The sequence below is a fragment of the Geodermatophilus sp. SYSU D01119 genome (assembly GCF_054049975.1).
Map to the genome: position 1 here is coordinate 26,346 of NZ_JBJGYL010000035.1, position 15,976 is coordinate 42,321.

Below are 15,976 nucleotides of genomic sequence, written 5' to 3' on the forward strand. Positions count from 1 at the left end.
CCGTCAGGGCGCGGCGGTCACCTGCTCGCCGATCTGCAGCACCTGGTCGCGGGTCAGCGCCTGCGGCGCGAGCAGGCGGAAGAACCGGCCGTCCGGGAGCTGCCCGACCAGGGTCCAGAACGACTGCTGGCCCGCGTCGCCGGCCAGCAGCGCCAGCCGGCCGTCGCGGCCCTGCACGGTCACCGGCTCGGTCGGCGCGGCCGTCGGCATCCCCTCGAGGAGCTCGTCGATCGTCCCGGTGTACTGCGAGCCCACCGCGCTCAGTCGCAGCGCCAGCAGGGGGTCGGCGTCGCTCACCAGGTCGAGGCTGCGGCTCTCCTCGTAACCGCCCACCGACCAGCCGGCCGGCGCCAGCCCGAACTGCAGGCCCACCGGCTGCGGGCGGTCGACCACCGACTCCCCCACCGCCACCAGCGCGGCGACGTCGAACCGGGCGCCCTCCCCCGTCAGCCAGACCCAGCGCCCGTCGGCACGCTCCCAGAGCAGGCTGACGACGCCGTCCTCCCGCCAGACCGCGGCCTCGGCGCCGCCGACGGCCGCCGTCCCGGTCGGCTCCCCCTCGGGCCAGAAGCCGTACCCCTCGGACGAGCGGGGGTCCTCCGGGTAGAGGGTGAGCACCACCTGGCCCGCGCCGGAGGGCCCGGGCGCGCCGGTCCCCGGGTCGACGGGCAGGTAGGCCGCCACGTACCAGGGCGGCTCGTCGCCGTACTGCGGCATGCCGCCGCGCCGGCTGTAGAACGGTGCCAGGCCCTCCGGCGGCGCCTCGACGGTCACCGGGAAGGTGACCGCCTCCGCCGCCACCAGCGCCAGCGTGCCGGGAGCGACGGGCGCGCCCGCCGAGGGCACGGCCGGCGCCCCGGGCTCCGGCGGCGAGCCGACGACGACGGCCGTCGCCCAGGCCGCGGCCAGCGCCACCAGCGCGGTGGCCACCCGGACGACCGTCCTCCGGCGCGGGCGCCGGCGCGGCGCGGTGCGGGCCTCGTGCGCGTCGGCCACGAGCTGCCGGGCGGCCACCACCGACGCGGGCTCCGCGACGACCAGCGACAGGCCGGCGTCGGCCGTGACCGCGGCCAGCAACTCCTCGGGCAGGGGCGGCAGGTCGGCGTCGCGCACGCCGGCGGCGCCGTCGAGCAGGACGTCCAGGTCGCGGTCAGCGAGCACCGCCGGCCTCCTCGGGGTCGGTGGGGTCGAGCAGGACGCGGAGGCGGGCGCGTGCCCGGTGCAGCCGCACCCGCGCGGTGCCGGGCGCGATCCCGAGGGCGGCGGCCGCCTGGGCCGGGGTCAGGCCCTCCCAGGCGACCAGCGTCACGAGCTCCCGGTCCTCCGGGGAGAGCCGGTCGAGCGCGGCGCGCACCGAGCGCCGCAGCACCCCGCTCTCGTGCGACTCGGCGGGGTCGGGGACGTCGGCGTCGGCGAGCGCGCCGGCCAGCCGCTCCCCCAGCCGGCCGGCCCGCCGGCTGCTGCGCGCGGCGTTGGCCAGGCAGAGCCGGGCGACGCCGAACAGCCACGGCCGCACCTCCTCCGGGTCCGCCGGCAGGTCCGCCCGGCGGCGCCACGCCGTCGCGAAGGTCTCGGCGACGACGTCGTAGGCGTCCTCCCGCGTGGCCGCCCGCCGCAGCGCGTAGCCGAGCACCGCGGTGCCGCACGCCCGGTAGGCCGCCTCCAGCCGCTCGTCGGCCGTCGCGGGAGGGTCGTCCGTCGCGGGCGGCGGCCCGTGCATCGCGATCACACCCCTCCATGTCCGGCTTGGGCCGGAGCGTTACGGCCGCACCTGGGCCGCTCGACGGCGGGGTCCCGATCCGTCGGATCCCTTGCTCATCCCGTAGCAGTAATGCTACGAATGGAGGCATGGGTCGTCGGCCACGCACGGACGCCGACCGCGTCCACGACCGCATCGCGGTGCTCCGGGCGGAGCGCCGCGTCAGCCGCAAGGAGCTGGCCGACGGCGTGGGCGTCCACCCGCAGACCATCGGCTACCTCGAGCGCGGCGAGTACAGCCCGTCGCTGGCCCTGGCCCTGCGGATCGCCCGCTTCTTCGACCTCCCGGTCGAGGCGGTCTTCTCCCTCGACCCGCTGCCCCCGATCGGTTCCGAGCTCACCCGGAGGACGCCATGACCACCCCGTCCGAGCAGACGTACATGGCCCGCGCGTTCGAGGACGACCGCTACGCCTGGACCCGCGCCCGCACCGCCCGCCACCGCGCGGTGCTCGCCGAGGCGGCACTGCTGGCCACCCTCGTGGCGACGACGCTGGCCGCCGCCCTCACCGGCGCGGGGTGGACCACCGCCTACTTCGTCGCCTGGACGGCCGGGATGCTGCTGTTCATCCCGCTGCACTCGCTGCTCAACCTCGGCATCCGCGGGGTCTTCGACCGTGGGCGGCAGTCGCTCGACGAGCACCAGCAGGGCATGCGTGAGCACTCACACGCGCGCGTCGGCTGGCCGACGTGGGCGCTGTCGTTCGCCGCCTGGGCGGGCGGCATCGCCCTCGCCGCCGGCACCGGGCACACCGCGCTGGCGCTCTGCCTGGGCTTCCTGCTGTGGCTCACCTCCGGCCTGCTGCCCTACTGGCACCTGGCCTGGACGCTGCCCGACGAGGAGGACGCCGAGGCCGACGAGGCGCTCGCCGCCTGACCGGCGGCGCGGCTCACGGGCGGCCGAGCACCCGCTCGTAGTACAGCGAGCAGCCGGCGTCCGGGTCGTCCACGTAGGCGCCGAACGCGGGGATCGGCCGGTAGCCCGCGCCCTCGTACAGCCGGATCGCCTCCGGCTGGCGCGGGCCGGTCTCCAGCCGCAGCGTCGTCCACCCGCGCTCGGCGGCCGCCGCCTCCAGCCCGGCGAGCAGTGCCTTGGAGACGCCCCGCCCGCGGGCGTCCGGGACGACGTACATCCGCTTGACCTCCGCGGCCCCGTCGCCGAGGGGCCGCAGCGCGCCGCAGCCGATCGCGGTCCCGGCGGCGTCGCGGGCCAGCAGCACGACGGCGACGTCGGCCGCCGTGGGCTTCGTCCCGGGCTCCAGGTCGCCGTCGTAGCGCTCCCGGAGCTCGGCCTGCTGGGCGGCTGTCAGCCGCTGCACCTCGTCGTCGTCCCAGGCGGCGGGCGACAGCGTCGCCCCGGCGTCGGTGGTCGTCACGCCGCCATCCTGGCCGGACGCACCGCCGCCCGACCGTGCAGGACGCACCGGCGATGGGTGACGTCTGTCAATGGTGGCGGGCCCCGCAGCGGGAAAGACTCGGAGCACCCCGCCGATGAGGAGCCCGAGATGCCCGAGCCGCACCAGCTCGCCGCCGACGCCGACCGCGCCGCCGTCGTCACCCGCCTCGACGAGTCCCTGGCCGACGGCCGGCTCACCCTCGCCGAGTACGAGGACCGCAGCGCCCGGGCGCACGGCGCCCGCACCTACGGCGAGCTCGCCGAGCTGACCACCGACCTCCCCCGGCCGGCCGCCCCGTCCGCGACCGGCGCGGCCGCCGGCCCGTCGCCCGTGGCCCGGGCCGTGTACGGCGGCGCCTGGCACGGCGCGTGGGGCGACGACCTGCGCGCCGCCTGGACCAGCTGGCTGGTCACCGGGGTCCTCGTCACCGGCATCTGGCTCGTCTCGATGCTGGGCAGCGGCGAGCTGCTCTACCCCTGGCCGGTCTGGGTCGTCGGCCCGTGGGGCTTCGTCCTGCTGGCCCGCACCCTCGGCGAGCGCCGGTCGCGCGGCGACCGGCAGCTGCCCGCCTGATCCGGTGCGGGTGCGTCCGCGACCGGCCGGGTAGGCCCTCCCGCGACCGCAGTCGCCGTCCCGGGAGGACCCCGTGCACACGCTCACCGAGCGCTTCACCGCAGCCCTGCACCACCTCGACGCCGAGTCCGACCCCCAGCCGATGGTCGACCTCACCGGCGAGGACGCCACGCTGATCAAGCTCAACTCCGACCACGAGGCCCAGGGACCCGACGGCGCCCGCCGCTTCTGGGAGGACTACCGTAACGTCTTCGGCGAGCTGGAGACGACGTTCACCTCGAGCACCGTCGGGGAGCGGACGGCGGCGCTGGAGTGGGAGTCGCGCGGCACCCTGCGCAGCGGCCGCCCCTTCACCTACCGCGGCGTCACCGTCATCGAGGGCGACGGCTCCGACGACGGCCTGCTCACCGGCGTGCGCACCTACTACGACTCGGCCGCCTTCCTGCAGGAGACCGCCGGCACCGCCTGAGCGGGGCCGGGGGACGCTCAGCCCTCGCCGACCGCGCGCGCCGCGCAGTCGGCGAGGATGGCGTCCCAGCCGGCGTAGATCCCCATGAGCTCGACGTCGCTGCGCTCGCCCTCGATCGGGGGGTAGGTGAAGGTCGTGGAGCCGTCGGGCCCGAACGTCACCCGGAAGTCCTCGGGCAGGCAGGTGACGAACCGCTTCTGGGCGGCCGGGTCGCCGTACAGCCGCTCGTCCACCGGCTGGGCGAAGGCCCACTGCTCGGCCCCGCCCGACGTCTCGGTCCGGGGGACGCCCCGGGCCGTGGTCACGACCTCCCCGTCCCGGACGACCTCGACCGTCTCCGCGCCGACGTAGACCGGCCGGTCGACCTCGGTCACCAGCACGCCGTCGTCCCCCCGCAGGTCGGTCCACACCCGGCCGACGGTGACGTCGTCGAAGCGCACGGTGCCCGGCGAGTACCGCGCGCTGTCCCCCGGCAGGCCGATGACCACGAGGAGCGCCTGCTCGCCGGTCGCCTCGAGCAGCACCACCGGCTGCGCCAGGCTCCCCCGCTGCGGCTGCGCCAGGAGCGTCAGCTCGCCCGGCGCGGCGCCGGCCGGGCCGCCGAACCACGCGTACACGCGCTGGCCGCCGTCCGCGCCCATGACCAGCGCCCAGCGGCGGCCGCCGGGCAGGTCGCCGGCGAAGAGCACGCGCCGGGAGTCCGCCGGCGGGCGCAGCTCGGTGCCGTTCAGTCCCACCGGCGCCGACCACTCGAGGGCGGCCACCCCGGCGACGAACGCCTCGTCGCCGGCGAGGGAGCCGCGCGTCGGCACGTCGAACAGCCCGGGGGCGGCCTGGGTCGTCCGGTCCGTGGCGGCCTGGCCGGCCGCCGGGCCGGCGTCGGGCAGCACGGCGGGGACGGCGCCGGCCAGCAGGGCGACGGCGAGCGCGCCGCCGGCCCACGCCGCCCGCACCCGGCGCTGACGGCGGGCCAGGCCGATCGCGGCGTCGGCGGTGTCCTGTCCCCGCGGCGGGCCGGCCTGGGCGGCCAGCCGGTGCAGGGCGTCGCGGACGTCGAGGTCGGTCACGACGTGCTCCCGTCGGTCAGGGGGGCGGGCTCGGGCCGGGCGGGCGGGGCGTCGAGCGCCCGGCGGACGGCCGCCAGGCCCCGCGCGGTGTGGGTGCGGACGGTGCTGGTCGAGCAGCCGAGGACGCGCGCGGTCTCGGTCTCGCCGAGGTCCTCGTAGAAGCGCAGGACGAGCACCGCCCGCGCCCGGGGCGACAGGGTGTCCAGCGCGCGGCGCAGCTCGTCGCCGAGCGCGTGCGCGTCCTGCCAGTCGCCGACGGCGGCCTCGGGCAGCGTCTCGAGGACCTGCTCGCCGTTCATCAGGCGGCGCCGCCAGCTCAGGTGGCAGTTGAGCAGCAGCCGGCGCACGTAGGCGATCGGGACGTCGGCCCGCTGGACCCGGCGCCAGTGCCGGTGTGCCCGCGCCAGCGCCGTCTGCACGAGGTCCTCGGCGTGGCCGCGGTCGCCGGTGAGCAGGTAGGCGGTGCGCAGCAGCGCCGCCTCGTGGGCGACGACGAACGCCGTGAAGTCGTCCCGGTCCGCGCCCATGCTCCCCCGTCCGCCGCGCCCCGGCCGTGCCCCGGCCGTGCTCCTGACCAGGTGACCCGGCGGGGGCCCCGGATCCGCGACGGCGGGCGGTCACGATCCGGTCACGCCGGCCGGGTGACCCCCCGGGCGCGGGGAGCCCGGGACGCGAGAAGGCCCCCGGGGAGTCCCGGGGGCCTTCTCGTCTGGTGGGCAAGGGGGGAGTTGAACCCCCACGTCCTCACGGACACACGGACCTGAACCGTGCGCGTCTGCCATTCCGCCACTTGCCCTGGCGAGGAAGGACAGTAGCAGCCGCCCGCCGACCGACGGCGGAGGGGTCCGGGCCGGGTGCGCGGCGTGCCGTGGCCCGGGCGCGCGGCGCGCTGTGACGCTGCGCGTTCCTGGCCGGTCGGTGGCCGACCGCCCGGCTACGATCAACCGAGGACCACCCATCCGAGCGAGCGTGGAGGAGCGACTGTGGGCGTGCTGCAGCGCTTCGAGCGACGACTCGAGGGCATCGTGGGCGTCACCTTCGCGCGCCTGTTCAAGGGCAAGGTGCACCCCGCCGAGATCGCCAAGGCGCTGCAGCGGGAGGCCGACGAGCAGCGCTCCGTGCTGGGCGAGGGCCGGGTCCTCGCGCCCAACGTCTACGACGTGCGGCTGGGCCCCACCGACTACGAGAACCTCGCCGAGTGGTCCGACCAGCTGGCCGCGCAGCTCGCCGACATGGTGGCCGAGCACATCGACGACGAGGGCTGGCAGACCTTCGGCGCCGTGCAGGTCCGGCTCGAGCGCGACGACGACCTGCCCACCGGCGTGTTCGAGGTGAGCTCGCACGTCGCCGACCCGGCCCGTCCGGGCACCCGGGCCGAGGCCGCGCAGCCGGCCCCGCCGATGGGCTCGGGCGCGGTCCCGCCGCTGCCGCCGCTGGGCGGGCGGGTGCCCACCGACACCGGCCGCCAGCACCCCTCCGTCGTCGGCCGCGCGGGCTCCCGGCCCGGCGTCACGCACGTGCTCGTCGTCGACGGGCCCGGCACCCGGCACGAGCTGACCACCGGCCGCAACGTCATCGGCCGCGGCACCGACGCCGACATCCGGCTGCCCGACACGGGGGTCAGCCGCAAGCACGTCGACGTCGTCCTGGACGAGGGCACCGCCTACGCCGAGGACCTCGGCTCCACCAACGGCACCCTGGTCAACGGCCGCCGGATCAGCCGGCAGGCGCTCGCCGACGGCGACGTCATCCGCATCGGCCACTCGGTCCTGGTCTACCGGCAGGACGGCGCGTGAGCGACGCCGTGCGCTCGACCAGGCGGAGCACCGGGGGCCGGTCGTGACCGCCGAGATCGTCCTGCAGGTCTTCCGCTTCGGGTTCCTGCTGCTGCTCTGGCTGTTCATCTTCGCCGCGTTCCGCGTGGTGCGGGCCGACCTGTTCGGCGGGCGCACCGGCCGGGTCGCCTCGGTCCCGCCGCGGGCGGCGGCCGCCGGGCGCCGCCGCGGCCGCGGGCCCCGCACGCTCGTCGTCACCGCCGGCCCGCTCAGCGGCACCAAGATCACCCTGGGCGAGCAGCCGATCCTCATCGGCCGCGCCGACGACTCCACGCTCGTGCTCACCGACGACTTCGCCAGCAGCCGGCACGCGCGGCTGACGAACCGGGGTGGACAGTGGTACGTCGAGGACCTGGGGTCGACCAACGGCACCTACCTCGACCAGCAGCGGGTGCAGGGTCCGCTGCTCGTGGCTCCCGGCCAGCCGATCCGCATCGGCCAGACCGCCCTGGAGCTGCGCTGATGGGCACCATCCTGTCGGGCACCATGCTGATGGGCAGCACGCACACGACCACGGGGAGCGGCAGAGCAGACGTGAGCAGGTCCCGATGAGTCTCGCGCTGCGCTACGCCGCCCGCTCCGACCGCGGCCTCGTCCGCGGCAACAACCAGGACTCGGTGTACGCCGGGCCCCGGCTGCTCGCCGTCGCCGACGGGATGGGCGGCCACGCCGCCGGCGACGTCGCCAGCAAGGTCGTGATCGCCGCGCTCGAGCACCTCGACGAGGACGCGCCCAGCGGCGACATGCTGCAGGCGCTGCGCGAGGCGGTCTTCGACGGCAGCGAGCACCTGCGCGAGGTCATCCGCGAGTCGCCACAGCTGGAGGGCATGGGCACCACGCTCACCGCCGTCCTGTTCGCCGGCGGCCGGCTGGCGCTGTGCCACGTGGGCGACTCCCGCGCCTACCTGCTGCGTGACGGGGTGTTCACGCAGATCACCCACGACGACACGTTCGTGCAGACCCTCATCGACGACGGGCGGATCACGCCCGAGGAGGCCAACCACCACCCGCAGCGCTCGCTGCTGCTGCGGGCCCTCAACGGCCAGGACGTCGACCCCGACCTGTCGATGCGCGAGGCGCGCGCCGGCGACCGCTACCTGCTGTGCTCCGACGGCCTGTCCGGCGTGGTGAGCGAGGAGACCCTCGCCGAGGCGCTCAAGGACCCCGACCCGCAGTCGACCGCCGACCGGCTCGTCGAGCTGGCGCTGCGCAGCGGCGGTCCCGACAACATCACCGTGATCGTCGCCGACGTCGTGGAGGACTCCGGCACCGGCACGTCCATGGAGCCGGTCGTCGACGGCGCCGCGGGCGACAACCGCGGCCAGCGCGCCGTCGACCCCCGCTCGGCGGCCGGGCGCGCCGCGCTCGCCGACCCGCCACCGGCACCCCCACCTGCACCGACGTCCGCGTCCGCCTCCGCCCCACCCGACCGCCGCCGCTCCCGGCGGCGGTTGTTCGTCGCTGGGGGCACGGTGCTGCTCCTCGTCGGCGCGGGCATCGCCACCTGGTTGTGGGTGCTCACCCACTGGTTCGTCGGGGTCGCGGCCGCCGACGGCACCGACCACGTCGCGGTCTACCGCGGCTTCAACACCGAGCTGCTGGGTCTCGACCTCTTCCGCGTCGACGACGTCACCGGCATCCAGCTCGAGGACCTGTCCTCCTACCAGCAGAACAGCGTCCGGCAGGGCATCGAGGCCAGCGGCGCCGACGACGCCCAGCGGATCGTCGACGACCTCCGCCAGGCCGCGCTCCCCGAGTGCCCGGCCGACGACGACCGACCCTCCGCCGGCGCGTCCGCCTCCCCGTCCGACGTCGTCCCCACCGCGCAGCCTCCCGACGGCGCGACCGTCCCGGGCGGCGCGACCGACACCCCCGCGCCCAGCAGCCCGTCGTCGGCGAGCTCCCCGACGGCCGGCTCCTCGACGGCCGGCTCCTCGACGGCGGGCTCCTCGACGGCGGGGCCCGAGCCGGGAGTGGACTGCCGGGAGGCGGAGTGATGGCCGGGCCCACCACCGATCCCCGGGCCGCGGCCCCGGGCACGGTCCCCCCGAAGCGGCGCAACACGGAGTTGGCGCTGCTGGGCTTCGCCGTCCTCATCACGCTCGCCGCGCAGAGCATCGTCGACATCACGATCACCGGCTCGCTGCGCGCGGAGCTGGCCACCTTCGGCGGCTGGTTCGCCGCCCTGTGGGTCGTCGTGCACCTGGTCGTGCGCCGCTTCGCGCCCTACGCCGACCCGCTGCTGCTGCCCGCCGTCGCGGTGCTCACCGGTCTCGGCCTGACGATGATCCACCGCCTCGACCTCGCCGGGCTGCAGGACGGCGAGACGACCCGCGAGGACGCCCCCGTGCAGCTGCTGTGGGCGACCATCGGCGTGGCGCTGTTCGTCGCCGTCGTCGTGGTGCTGCGCGACCACCGGCTGCTGTCCCGCTTCGCCTACACGCTCGGCCTGGTCGGCCTGGTGCTGCTCGCGCTGCCCGCCGTCCTGCCCGCGTCGATCTCCGAGGTCTACGGCGCCAAGATCTGGATCCGGGTGGCCGGCTTCAGCATCCAGCCCGGCGAGTTCGCCAAGATCTGCCTGATCGTGTTCTTCGCCGCCTACCTCGTCGACAAGCGCGACGTGCTCGCGCTGGCCAGCCGCCGGGTCGCCGGCCTGGAGATCCCGCGGGCCCGCGACCTCGGCCCGGTGCTCGCGGTGTGGGTCGTGTCGATCCTCGTGCTGGTCTTCGAGCGCGACCTGGGCAGCTCGCTGCTGCTGTTCGGCATCTTCGTGGTGATGCTCTACGTCGCCACCGAGCGGGCGAGCTGGCTGCTCATCGGCCTGGGCCTGTTCGCCGGCGGCGCCTTCCTCGCCTACCAGGTGTTCGGGCACGTGCAGGTCCGCGTGGACACCTGGCTGGACCCCTTCGCCTACCGCGACGAGGGCGGCTACCAGCTCGTCCAGTCGCTGTTCGGCCTGGGCACCGGCGGGCTGTTCGGCGCCGGGCTGGGCGGCGGCCGCCCCGACCAGGTCCCGGTGGCCAAGAGCGACTTCATCGCGTCGGCGCTGGGCGAGGAGCTGGGCCTGTTCGGCCTGGTCGCCGTCATCGTCATCTACCTGGTCCTCGTCGAGCGCGGCCTGCGCACGTCGCTGGTCGTGCGCGACGCCTTCGGCAAGCTGCTCGCCGGCGGCCTGGCCTTCGCCGTCGCGTGGCAGCTGTTCGTCGTCCTCGGAGGGGTCACCGGCCTGCTGCCGCTGACCGGCCTGACGACGCCGTTCGTCGCCTACGGCGGGTCGTCGCTGGTGGCCAACTTCGGCCTGGTCGCGATCCTGGTCCGCATCAGCGACGCCGCCCGCCGCCCGGCCGCCCCGCCGGTGCCCCCGAAGACGGCGATCGGCGAGGCGCCCACCGAGGTGGTGTCCCGGTGAACGCGCCCCTGCGCCGCGTGGCGATCAGCGTGCTGGTGCTCTTCACGCTGCTGATCGTCAACGTCAACTACATCCAGGTCGTGCGCTCCGACGAGCTGCGCGAGGACTCGGGCAACACCCGGGTGCTCACCGAGGAGTACTCGCGCGAGCGCGGCTCGATCGTCGTCGACGGCACCGAGGTGGCCCTGTCGGTGCCCACCCAGGACACCCTGAAGTACCTGCGCCAGTACCCGCAGGGCCCCGTGTACGCGGCGGTCACCGGCTACTACTCGCTGCTCTACAACAGCGCCCAGATGGAGCGCGCGGTCAACGACGTGCTCGCCGGCTCCGACGCCCGGCTGTTCACCCGACGCATCGCCGACCTGTTCACCGGGCGGGACCCGGCCGGCGGCGACGTCGTGCTGACCCTCGACGCCGGCGTGCAGGAGGCCGCGATGGCGGGGTTGGAGGGCGTCACCGGCGCCGTCGTCGCGCTCGACCCGTCGACCGGCGCGGTGCTCGGTATGGCCAGCACGCCCACCTACGACCCGGCGCAGCTGTCCAGCCACGACCCCGACGCCATCCGCGCCTACGCCGCGGAGCTCGACGCGCAGGAGCAGGACCCGCGGCTGAACCGCGCGACCCAGGACAACTACCCGCCCGGCTCGGTCTTCAAGGTGATCGTGTCGGCCGCAGCGCTGTCGACCGGCGAGTACACGCCCGACACCGTCGTCCCGGCACCCGACCTGCTCACCCTGCCCGGCACCTCGACGACGCTGGAGAACTTCGGCGGCTCCTCGTGCAGCAGCAGCCAGGAGCAGTCGCTCATCGACGCGCTGACGATCTCCTGCAACACGGCCTTCGCCCAGCTCGGCATCGACCTCGGCGAGGACCGCGTGCGGGAGATGGCCGAGGCGTTCGGCATGGACGGCGAGGGCCTGGAGATCCCGCTGCCCGTGGCCGGCAGCAGCGTCGGCGACATCGAGAGCGAGGCGGCGCTCGGCCAGAGCTCGATCGGCCAGCGCGACGTCCGCATGACCCCGCTGCAGGCGGCGATGGTGGCCGCGGCGGTCGCCAACGACGGCACGCTCATGACGCCGTACCTGGTCGACCAGGTGCGCGCCCCCGACCTCACGGTCATCGACCAGGCCGACCCGGAGGAGCTCTCCGAGCCGGTGACCCCGGAGGTGGCCGGCCAGTTGACCGAGATGATGGAGAGCGTCGTGGCCAACGGCAGCGGCCGCGCCGCCCGCATCCCCGGGACCGCCGTCGCCGGCAAGACCGGGACGGCGCAGGTCGCCGAGGGCGTGCCCGACCACAACTGGTTCATCGGCTTCGCCCCGGCCGACGACCCGCGCATCGCCGTGGCGGTGTTCGTGGCCAACGGCGGGGGTACCGGCGGCGACGTCTCGGCGCCGATCGCCGGCGACGTGATGCAGGCCTACCTCGAGGGTCAGGGGGGCTGATGGCCCTGTCCACCGGCACCATCCTGGCCGGCCGCTACGAGATCACCGAGCCCATCGCCACCGGTGGCATGGGCGAGGTGTGGCGGGCGCGCGACCGCGTGCTCGACCGCGTGGTGGCGGCCAAGGTGCTGCGCAGCGAGTTCACCGGCGACCCGAGTTTCGTCGCCCGCTTCCGCAACGAGGCGCGGCACACCGCGGCGCTGGCCCACCCGAACATCGCCTCGGTCTACGACTACGGCGAGAGCACCGACGACCGCGGCTCCCAGCTGGCCTTCCTGATCATGGAGCTGGTCGAGGGCAAGCCGCTGGTGACGATCCTCCACGAGGAGGGCCGGCTCCCCGTCGACTGGACGCTGCACGTGCTCGGCCAGGCCGCCGACGGGCTCTCCGCCGCGCACGCCGCCGGGGTCGTGCACCGCGACATCAAGCCGGGCAACCTCATCGTCCGGCCCGACGGCGTCGTGAAGCTGACCGACTTCGGCATCGCCCGTACCCGCGACGCCACGCCGCTCACCCGCACCGGGATGGTCGTCGGCACCGCGCAGTACCTGTCGCCGGAGCAGGCGCAGGGCATGGAGGTCACGTCGGCCTCCGACGTCTACTCCCTCGGCGTCGTCGGCTACGAGTGCCTCACCGGCGGGCGGCCCTTCGACGGCACCTCGCAGGTCGCCATCGCCCTCGCCCACATCAACCGGCAGCCCCCGCCGCTGCCGGCCGAGATCCCGCTGGCCGTGCGGCAGCTCATCGAGCGCGCGCTGGCCAAGCACCCCGACGACCGGTTCACCGACGGCGCCGCGTTCGCCGCGGCGATCCGCGCCGTCGCCGCCGCGGGCCGGCACGGCGCCGCCCCCGGCACGGGCGCGGTGCCCACCGGCCTCGCGGCCGCGGCCACCGAGGTCATCCCCGAGGTCGACGGCGACGGCACCCGCGTGCTCGGCGGCCCGGTGACCGGGGCGGCGGCCGGAGCAGCGGCCGGAGCTGCGGCAGGGGCGGCGGCCGCGGCGGCCGCCGGCCCGCGCACGTCGGTCCCCCGCTCGGCCGGCCCGCGCACCGGCGGCCGGCACGCCGCGGGCAACCCGCGCACCATGCCGCCGCTGCAGGGCCCGCCGGTCGACGGCGACGACACCGGCGACTGGCGCGACCCGCAGCCGCGGCGCGGCGGCGGCAACCGGCGCTGGGCGCTGGCCCTCGCGGGGCTGGTGCTGGTGGCCGCGCTGATCGCCGGCGCCTTCTTCCTGTTCTCCGGCAACGGCGAGGACCCGGGCGACAGCAGCGCGGGCTCCACGAGCAGCAGCGCGCCGAGCAGCGGGTCGGCCAGCCCGACCCAGGACCTGGTCACGATCCCCGCGGCCGCGCAGTACCTCGGCGAGGACGCCGACGACGTCGAGGCCGAGCTGCTCGAGGCCGGGCTCGAGGTCACCCGCGTCGACGCGACCGACGAGGTGCTGGCCGCCGCCGGGATCGAGCTCAACGCCGGCGAGGTGGCCGGCGTCGACCCGTCCGGCATCCCGGTGCCGCGCGGCACCACCGTGACGCTGTCGGTCGCCGAGTCCGACTACAGCCCGCCGGCGGAGGAGACCGAGGAGCCCGGCGGCGACGACGCCGAGCCCACCGGCGGCAACGGCGGCGGGGGCGGTCAGGGCGGCACCACGACGACCAGTCCCCCGACGACGACCTCCGCTCCGACGACCACCAGCTCCTCCCCGTCGAACACGGGCACCACGACCAGCGCCCCGACGACCACGCAGGCGCCCGGTTCCTCCGCTCCACCGCCGGTCACCGACCCCCCGGCGGACGGGTCGGACACCGGCGGGACCGGCGCCGGTGGCGGTGGAACCGGGACTGCGGAGGGCGCCGGCCCGTCCGCCCCTGCGGCTGCGGGGGCTGCCGTGGCCGACGGTGCGTCGGCGTGACGGCGCGCTCACTCACCGTCCCGGTTCGTCGCCTGCGGCCCGTTAGGCTCCCCGCCGGGACCGGGTCCGCCGTCCGGGTCCCGCTGCCGCCGGGCCCGCCCGCGCCGCGTTCCCGCACCGCCCGAGAGGACCTCCGATGACCACGCCCCAGGTTCTCGGCGAGCGCTACGAGATCGGCGGGGTGCTGGGACGCGGCGGCATGGCGGAGGTCCACCGCGGCCGTGACCTGCGGCTCGGCCGCGAGGTCGCCGTCAAGGTGCTGCGCAGCGACCTCGCGCGCGACCCGTCCTTCCAGGTCCGGTTCCGCCGCGAGGCGCAGGCCGCCGCGTCGCTGAACCACCCGGCGATCGTCGCCGTCTACGACACCGGCGAGGACCGCACCAGCACGGGTGCCACGCCCTACATCGTCATGGAGTACGTCGAGGGCGAGACCCTGCGCGACGTGCTCCGCCGTGAGGGCGTCCTGTCCCCGGACCGCGCGATGAGCCTGTCGGCCGACATCTGCGCCGCCCTGGACTTCAGCCACCGCAACGGCATCGTGCACCGCGACGTGAAGCCCGGGAACGTGATGCTCACGCCCGACGGCTCGGTCAAGGTCATGGACTTCGGCATCGCCCGCGCGGTCTCGGACTCCGCGGCCACGATGACCTCCACCGCCGCGGTCATCGGCACCGCGCAGTACCTCTCCCCCGAGCAGGCCCGCGGCGAGGCCGTCGACGCCCGCTCCGACGTCTACTCGGTCGGCTGCCTGCTCTACGAGCTGGTCACCGGGGCGCCGCCGTTCACGGGTGACTCGCCGGTGTCGGTGGCCTACCAGCACGTCCGCGAGGACCCGAAGCTGCCGTCGTCGGTGAACCCGGCCGTGCCGCCGGAGCTCGACGCGATCGTGCTCAAGTCGCTGAGCAAGAACCCGGCCAACCGGTACCAGTCGGCCGCCGAGATGCGCAACGACCTGCTCCGGGCCCTGGCCGGGCAGCGGGTCGAGGCGACGCCGGTCATGGGCGACGACGAGCGCACCACCATCCTCGGCGCGACCCCCGGCTCCTACGGCGGAGACGACGGCTGGGACGACGACGAGGCCGCCCGCCGGCGCAAGCGCAACCGGGTCATCGCCGCCGTCGTCGGCGCGCTGGTGCTCGTGGGCGCCGTCGTCGGCATCGCCCTGCTGGTCAACTCCGGGGACGAGGAGGCGCCGCCGGCGGCCACCCAGGTCACCGTGCCCGCCGGGCTGGTCGGGCAGCCGGAGGCCGACGCCCGGGCCGCGATCGAGGCGGCGGGCCTGACCGTCGCCGCCGACGTGACGCCGCAGGAGGTCGCGGACGACGCCCAGGTGGGCACGGTGCTCGACACCGACCCCGCCAGCGGCGCGCAGGTCGAGGAGGGCAGCGAGGTCGCCCTGACCGTCGGCGTGGCCCCCGACACCGTCACCGTGCCGCAGGTCGTCGACCTCGACGAGGACCGCGCCCGCACCGCGCTCGAGGGCGCCGGCTTCACCGGCAACGTGGACACCGAGCAGACCGACTCCCTCGCGGAGGAGGGCACCGTCGTCGCCGTCGACCCGGCGGAGGGCACCTCGGTCGCGCCCGACACCACGGTGACGCTGTCGCTCTCCGACGGCGACGCGGAGATCCCCGCGGTGGCGGGCCAGACGCAGGACGCGGCGCGGCAGACGCTCACCGGCGAGGGCTTCACCAACCTCGCCACCGAGGAGGTCGAGTCCGACCAGCCGGCCGGCACCGTGGTCGCCACGAGCCCGGCCGCCGGTCAGCAGGCGCGCGCGGACACGCAGATCACCCTGCAGGTCTCCAGCGGGGGACCGGCGGAGATCACCGTCCCGCAGTCGATCATCGGCCAGACGGAGGCCGCCGCCCGCCAGGCGCTGGCTGCCGCCGGCTTCACCGGCAGCATCGCCGTCCTCCCGACCGAGGGCGACCCCGGCCAGGCGGCCGGCACGGTGGTCGGCAGCGACCCGCAGCCGGGCCAGACGGTGGAGGCCGACGGCGACATCACGCTGCTGGTCGTCCAGCAGACGACCGCCACGCCGTCCGGTACGCCGCCGGGCGGCTGACCCGCCGCGAACACAGAAGGGCCCCTCCCGATCCGGGAGGGGCC

16 protein-coding genes and 1 tRNA gene are annotated in these 15,976 nt (G+C 75.9%); 11 read left to right on the forward strand and 6 right to left on the reverse strand.

The window, feature by feature from the left end:
- Positions 1–3: 3 nt before the first annotated feature.
- Both ACI79X_RS20880 and ACI79X_RS20885 read right to left on the reverse strand, forming a co-directional pair.
- Positions 4–1,161 carry a hypothetical protein gene (locus ACI79X_RS20880; RefSeq protein WP_457027338.1) on the reverse strand — a complete coding sequence of 386 codons (1,158 nt, stop codon included), beginning with the start codon at positions 1,159–1,161 and terminating at the stop codon, positions 4–6.
- Complete coding sequence (locus ACI79X_RS20885; RefSeq protein WP_457027353.1) at positions 1,151–1,720, reverse strand: RNA polymerase sigma factor; 570 nt, start codon at positions 1,718–1,720, stop codon at positions 1,151–1,153. Before ACI79X_RS20885 ends, ACI79X_RS20880 begins: the two co-directional genes overlap by 11 nt.
- Before the next feature lie 128 nt (positions 1,721–1,848).
- Between ACI79X_RS20885 and ACI79X_RS20890 the strand changes: the two genes are divergently transcribed.
- Both ACI79X_RS20890 and ACI79X_RS20895 read left to right on the forward strand, forming a co-directional pair.
- Entirely contained in the window at positions 1,849–2,115 is a 267-nt protein-coding gene (locus ACI79X_RS20890; protein WP_457027339.1) for a helix-turn-helix transcriptional regulator, read from the forward strand.
- Positions 2,112–2,633 (forward strand): hypothetical protein, encoded by a 522-nt coding sequence (locus tag ACI79X_RS20895; RefSeq protein WP_457027340.1) that lies wholly within the window; start codon positions 2,112–2,114, stop codon positions 2,631–2,633. The genes ACI79X_RS20890 and ACI79X_RS20895 overlap by 4 nt, the downstream gene beginning before the upstream one ends.
- Positions 2,634–2,646: 13 nt before the next feature.
- Here ACI79X_RS20895 and ACI79X_RS20900 read toward each other — a convergent pair whose 3' ends face one another.
- On the reverse strand, positions 2,647–3,132 hold the full coding sequence (locus ACI79X_RS20900) for a GNAT family N-acetyltransferase (protein ID WP_457027341.1): 486 nt from the start codon (positions 3,130–3,132) through the stop codon (positions 2,647–2,649).
- A 129-nt stretch (positions 3,133–3,261) separates the two neighbouring features.
- Here ACI79X_RS20900 and ACI79X_RS20905 point away from each other — a divergent pair, with 129 nt between their 5' ends.
- A complete protein-coding gene (locus ACI79X_RS20905; RefSeq protein WP_457027342.1) occupies positions 3,262–3,726 on the forward strand; it encodes a DUF1707 SHOCT-like domain-containing protein in 465 nt (154 codons plus the stop codon).
- Between the two features lie 73 nt (positions 3,727–3,799).
- The gene (locus ACI79X_RS20910; protein WP_457027343.1) at positions 3,800–4,195 is read left to right on the forward strand and encodes a nuclear transport factor 2 family protein; all 396 of its coding nucleotides are present in this window, start codon (positions 3,800–3,802) and stop codon (positions 4,193–4,195) included.
- A gap of 17 nt (positions 4,196–4,212) precedes the next feature.
- Here ACI79X_RS20910 and ACI79X_RS20915 read toward each other — a convergent pair whose 3' ends face one another.
- The 3 genes from ACI79X_RS20915 to ACI79X_RS20925 all read right to left on the reverse strand — a co-directional run bounded on the left by ACI79X_RS20915 (position 4,213) and on the right by ACI79X_RS20925 (position 6,058).
- Positions 4,213–5,262 carry a hypothetical protein gene (locus tag ACI79X_RS20915; RefSeq protein WP_457027344.1) on the reverse strand — a complete coding sequence of 350 codons (1,050 nt, stop codon included), beginning with the start codon at positions 5,260–5,262 and terminating at the stop codon, positions 4,213–4,215.
- On the reverse strand, positions 5,259–5,789 hold the full coding sequence (locus ACI79X_RS20920) for a SigE family RNA polymerase sigma factor (protein ID WP_457027345.1): 531 nt from the start codon (positions 5,787–5,789) through the stop codon (positions 5,259–5,261). The genes ACI79X_RS20915 and ACI79X_RS20920 overlap by 4 nt, the downstream gene beginning before the upstream one ends.
- Before the next feature lie 183 nt (positions 5,790–5,972).
- A tRNA-Leu gene (locus tag ACI79X_RS20925) sits at positions 5,973–6,058 on the reverse strand.
- Positions 6,059–6,245: 187 nt separating this feature from the next.
- Here ACI79X_RS20925 and ACI79X_RS20930 point away from each other — a divergent pair.
- The 7 genes from ACI79X_RS20930 to pknB all read left to right on the forward strand — a co-directional run bounded on the left by ACI79X_RS20930 (position 6,246) and on the right by pknB (position 15,932).
- A complete protein-coding gene (locus ACI79X_RS20930; protein WP_457027346.1) occupies positions 6,246–7,058 on the forward strand; it encodes an FhaA domain-containing protein in 813 nt (270 codons plus the stop codon).
- 43 nt (positions 7,059–7,101) lie between these two features.
- A complete protein-coding gene (locus tag ACI79X_RS20935) occupies positions 7,102–7,560 on the forward strand; it encodes an FHA domain-containing protein FhaB/FipA (RefSeq protein WP_073422095.1) in 459 nt (152 codons plus the stop codon).
- A gap of 85 nt (positions 7,561–7,645) precedes the next feature.
- Entirely contained in the window at positions 7,646–9,094 is a 1,449-nt protein-coding gene (locus ACI79X_RS20940) for a PP2C family protein-serine/threonine phosphatase (RefSeq protein ID WP_457027347.1), read from the forward strand.
- The gene (locus ACI79X_RS20945) at positions 9,094–10,506 is read left to right on the forward strand and encodes an FtsW/RodA/SpoVE family cell cycle protein (RefSeq protein ID WP_457027348.1); all 1,413 of its coding nucleotides are present in this window, start codon (positions 9,094–9,096) and stop codon (positions 10,504–10,506) included. Before ACI79X_RS20940 ends, ACI79X_RS20945 begins: the two co-directional genes overlap by 1 nt.
- Positions 10,503–11,951, forward strand: a complete 1,449-nt coding sequence (locus ACI79X_RS20950) for a peptidoglycan D,D-transpeptidase FtsI family protein (RefSeq protein ID WP_457027349.1) — start codon at positions 10,503–10,505, stop codon at positions 11,949–11,951. The genes ACI79X_RS20945 and ACI79X_RS20950 overlap by 4 nt, the downstream gene beginning before the upstream one ends.
- A complete protein-coding gene (locus ACI79X_RS20955; protein WP_457027350.1) occupies positions 11,951–13,864 on the forward strand; it encodes a protein kinase domain-containing protein in 1,914 nt (637 codons plus the stop codon). Before ACI79X_RS20950 ends, ACI79X_RS20955 begins: the two co-directional genes overlap by 1 nt.
- Before the next feature lie 136 nt (positions 13,865–14,000).
- Complete coding sequence (gene pknB / locus ACI79X_RS20960) at positions 14,001–15,932, forward strand: Stk1 family PASTA domain-containing Ser/Thr kinase (RefSeq protein WP_457027351.1); 1,932 nt, start codon at positions 14,001–14,003, stop codon at positions 15,930–15,932.
- Positions 15,933–15,976: the final 44 nt, after the last annotated feature.

Excerpts from the sequence above, each read along its gene's own strand:
- ACI79X_RS20940 (WP_457027347.1), top strand. The coding sequence starts at position 7,646 with ATGAGTCTCGCGCTGCGCTACGCCGCCCGCTCCGACCGCGGCCTCGTC.
- ACI79X_RS20895 (WP_457027340.1), top strand. The coding sequence starts at position 2,112 with ATGACCACCCCGTCCGAGCAGACGTACATGGCCCGCGCGTTCGAGGAC.
- ACI79X_RS20905 (WP_457027342.1), top strand. The coding sequence starts at position 3,262 with ATGCCCGAGCCGCACCAGCTCGCCGCCGACGCCGACCGCGCCGCCGTC.
- ACI79X_RS20920 (WP_457027345.1), bottom strand. The coding sequence starts at position 5,789 with ATGGGCGCGGACCGGGACGACTTCACGGCGTTCGTCGTCGCCCACGAG.
- ACI79X_RS20885 (WP_457027353.1), bottom strand. The coding sequence starts at position 1,720 with ATGCACGGGCCGCCGCCCGCGACGGACGACCCTCCCGCGACGGCCGAC.
- ACI79X_RS20890 (WP_457027339.1), top strand. The coding sequence starts at position 1,849 with ATGGGTCGTCGGCCACGCACGGACGCCGACCGCGTCCACGACCGCATC.
- pknB (WP_457027351.1), top strand. The coding sequence starts at position 14,001 with ATGACCACGCCCCAGGTTCTCGGCGAGCGCTACGAGATCGGCGGGGTG.
- ACI79X_RS20955 (WP_457027350.1), top strand. The coding sequence starts at position 11,951 with ATGGCCCTGTCCACCGGCACCATCCTGGCCGGCCGCTACGAGATCACC.
- ACI79X_RS20945 (WP_457027348.1), top strand. The coding sequence starts at position 9,094 with ATGGCCGGGCCCACCACCGATCCCCGGGCCGCGGCCCCGGGCACGGTC.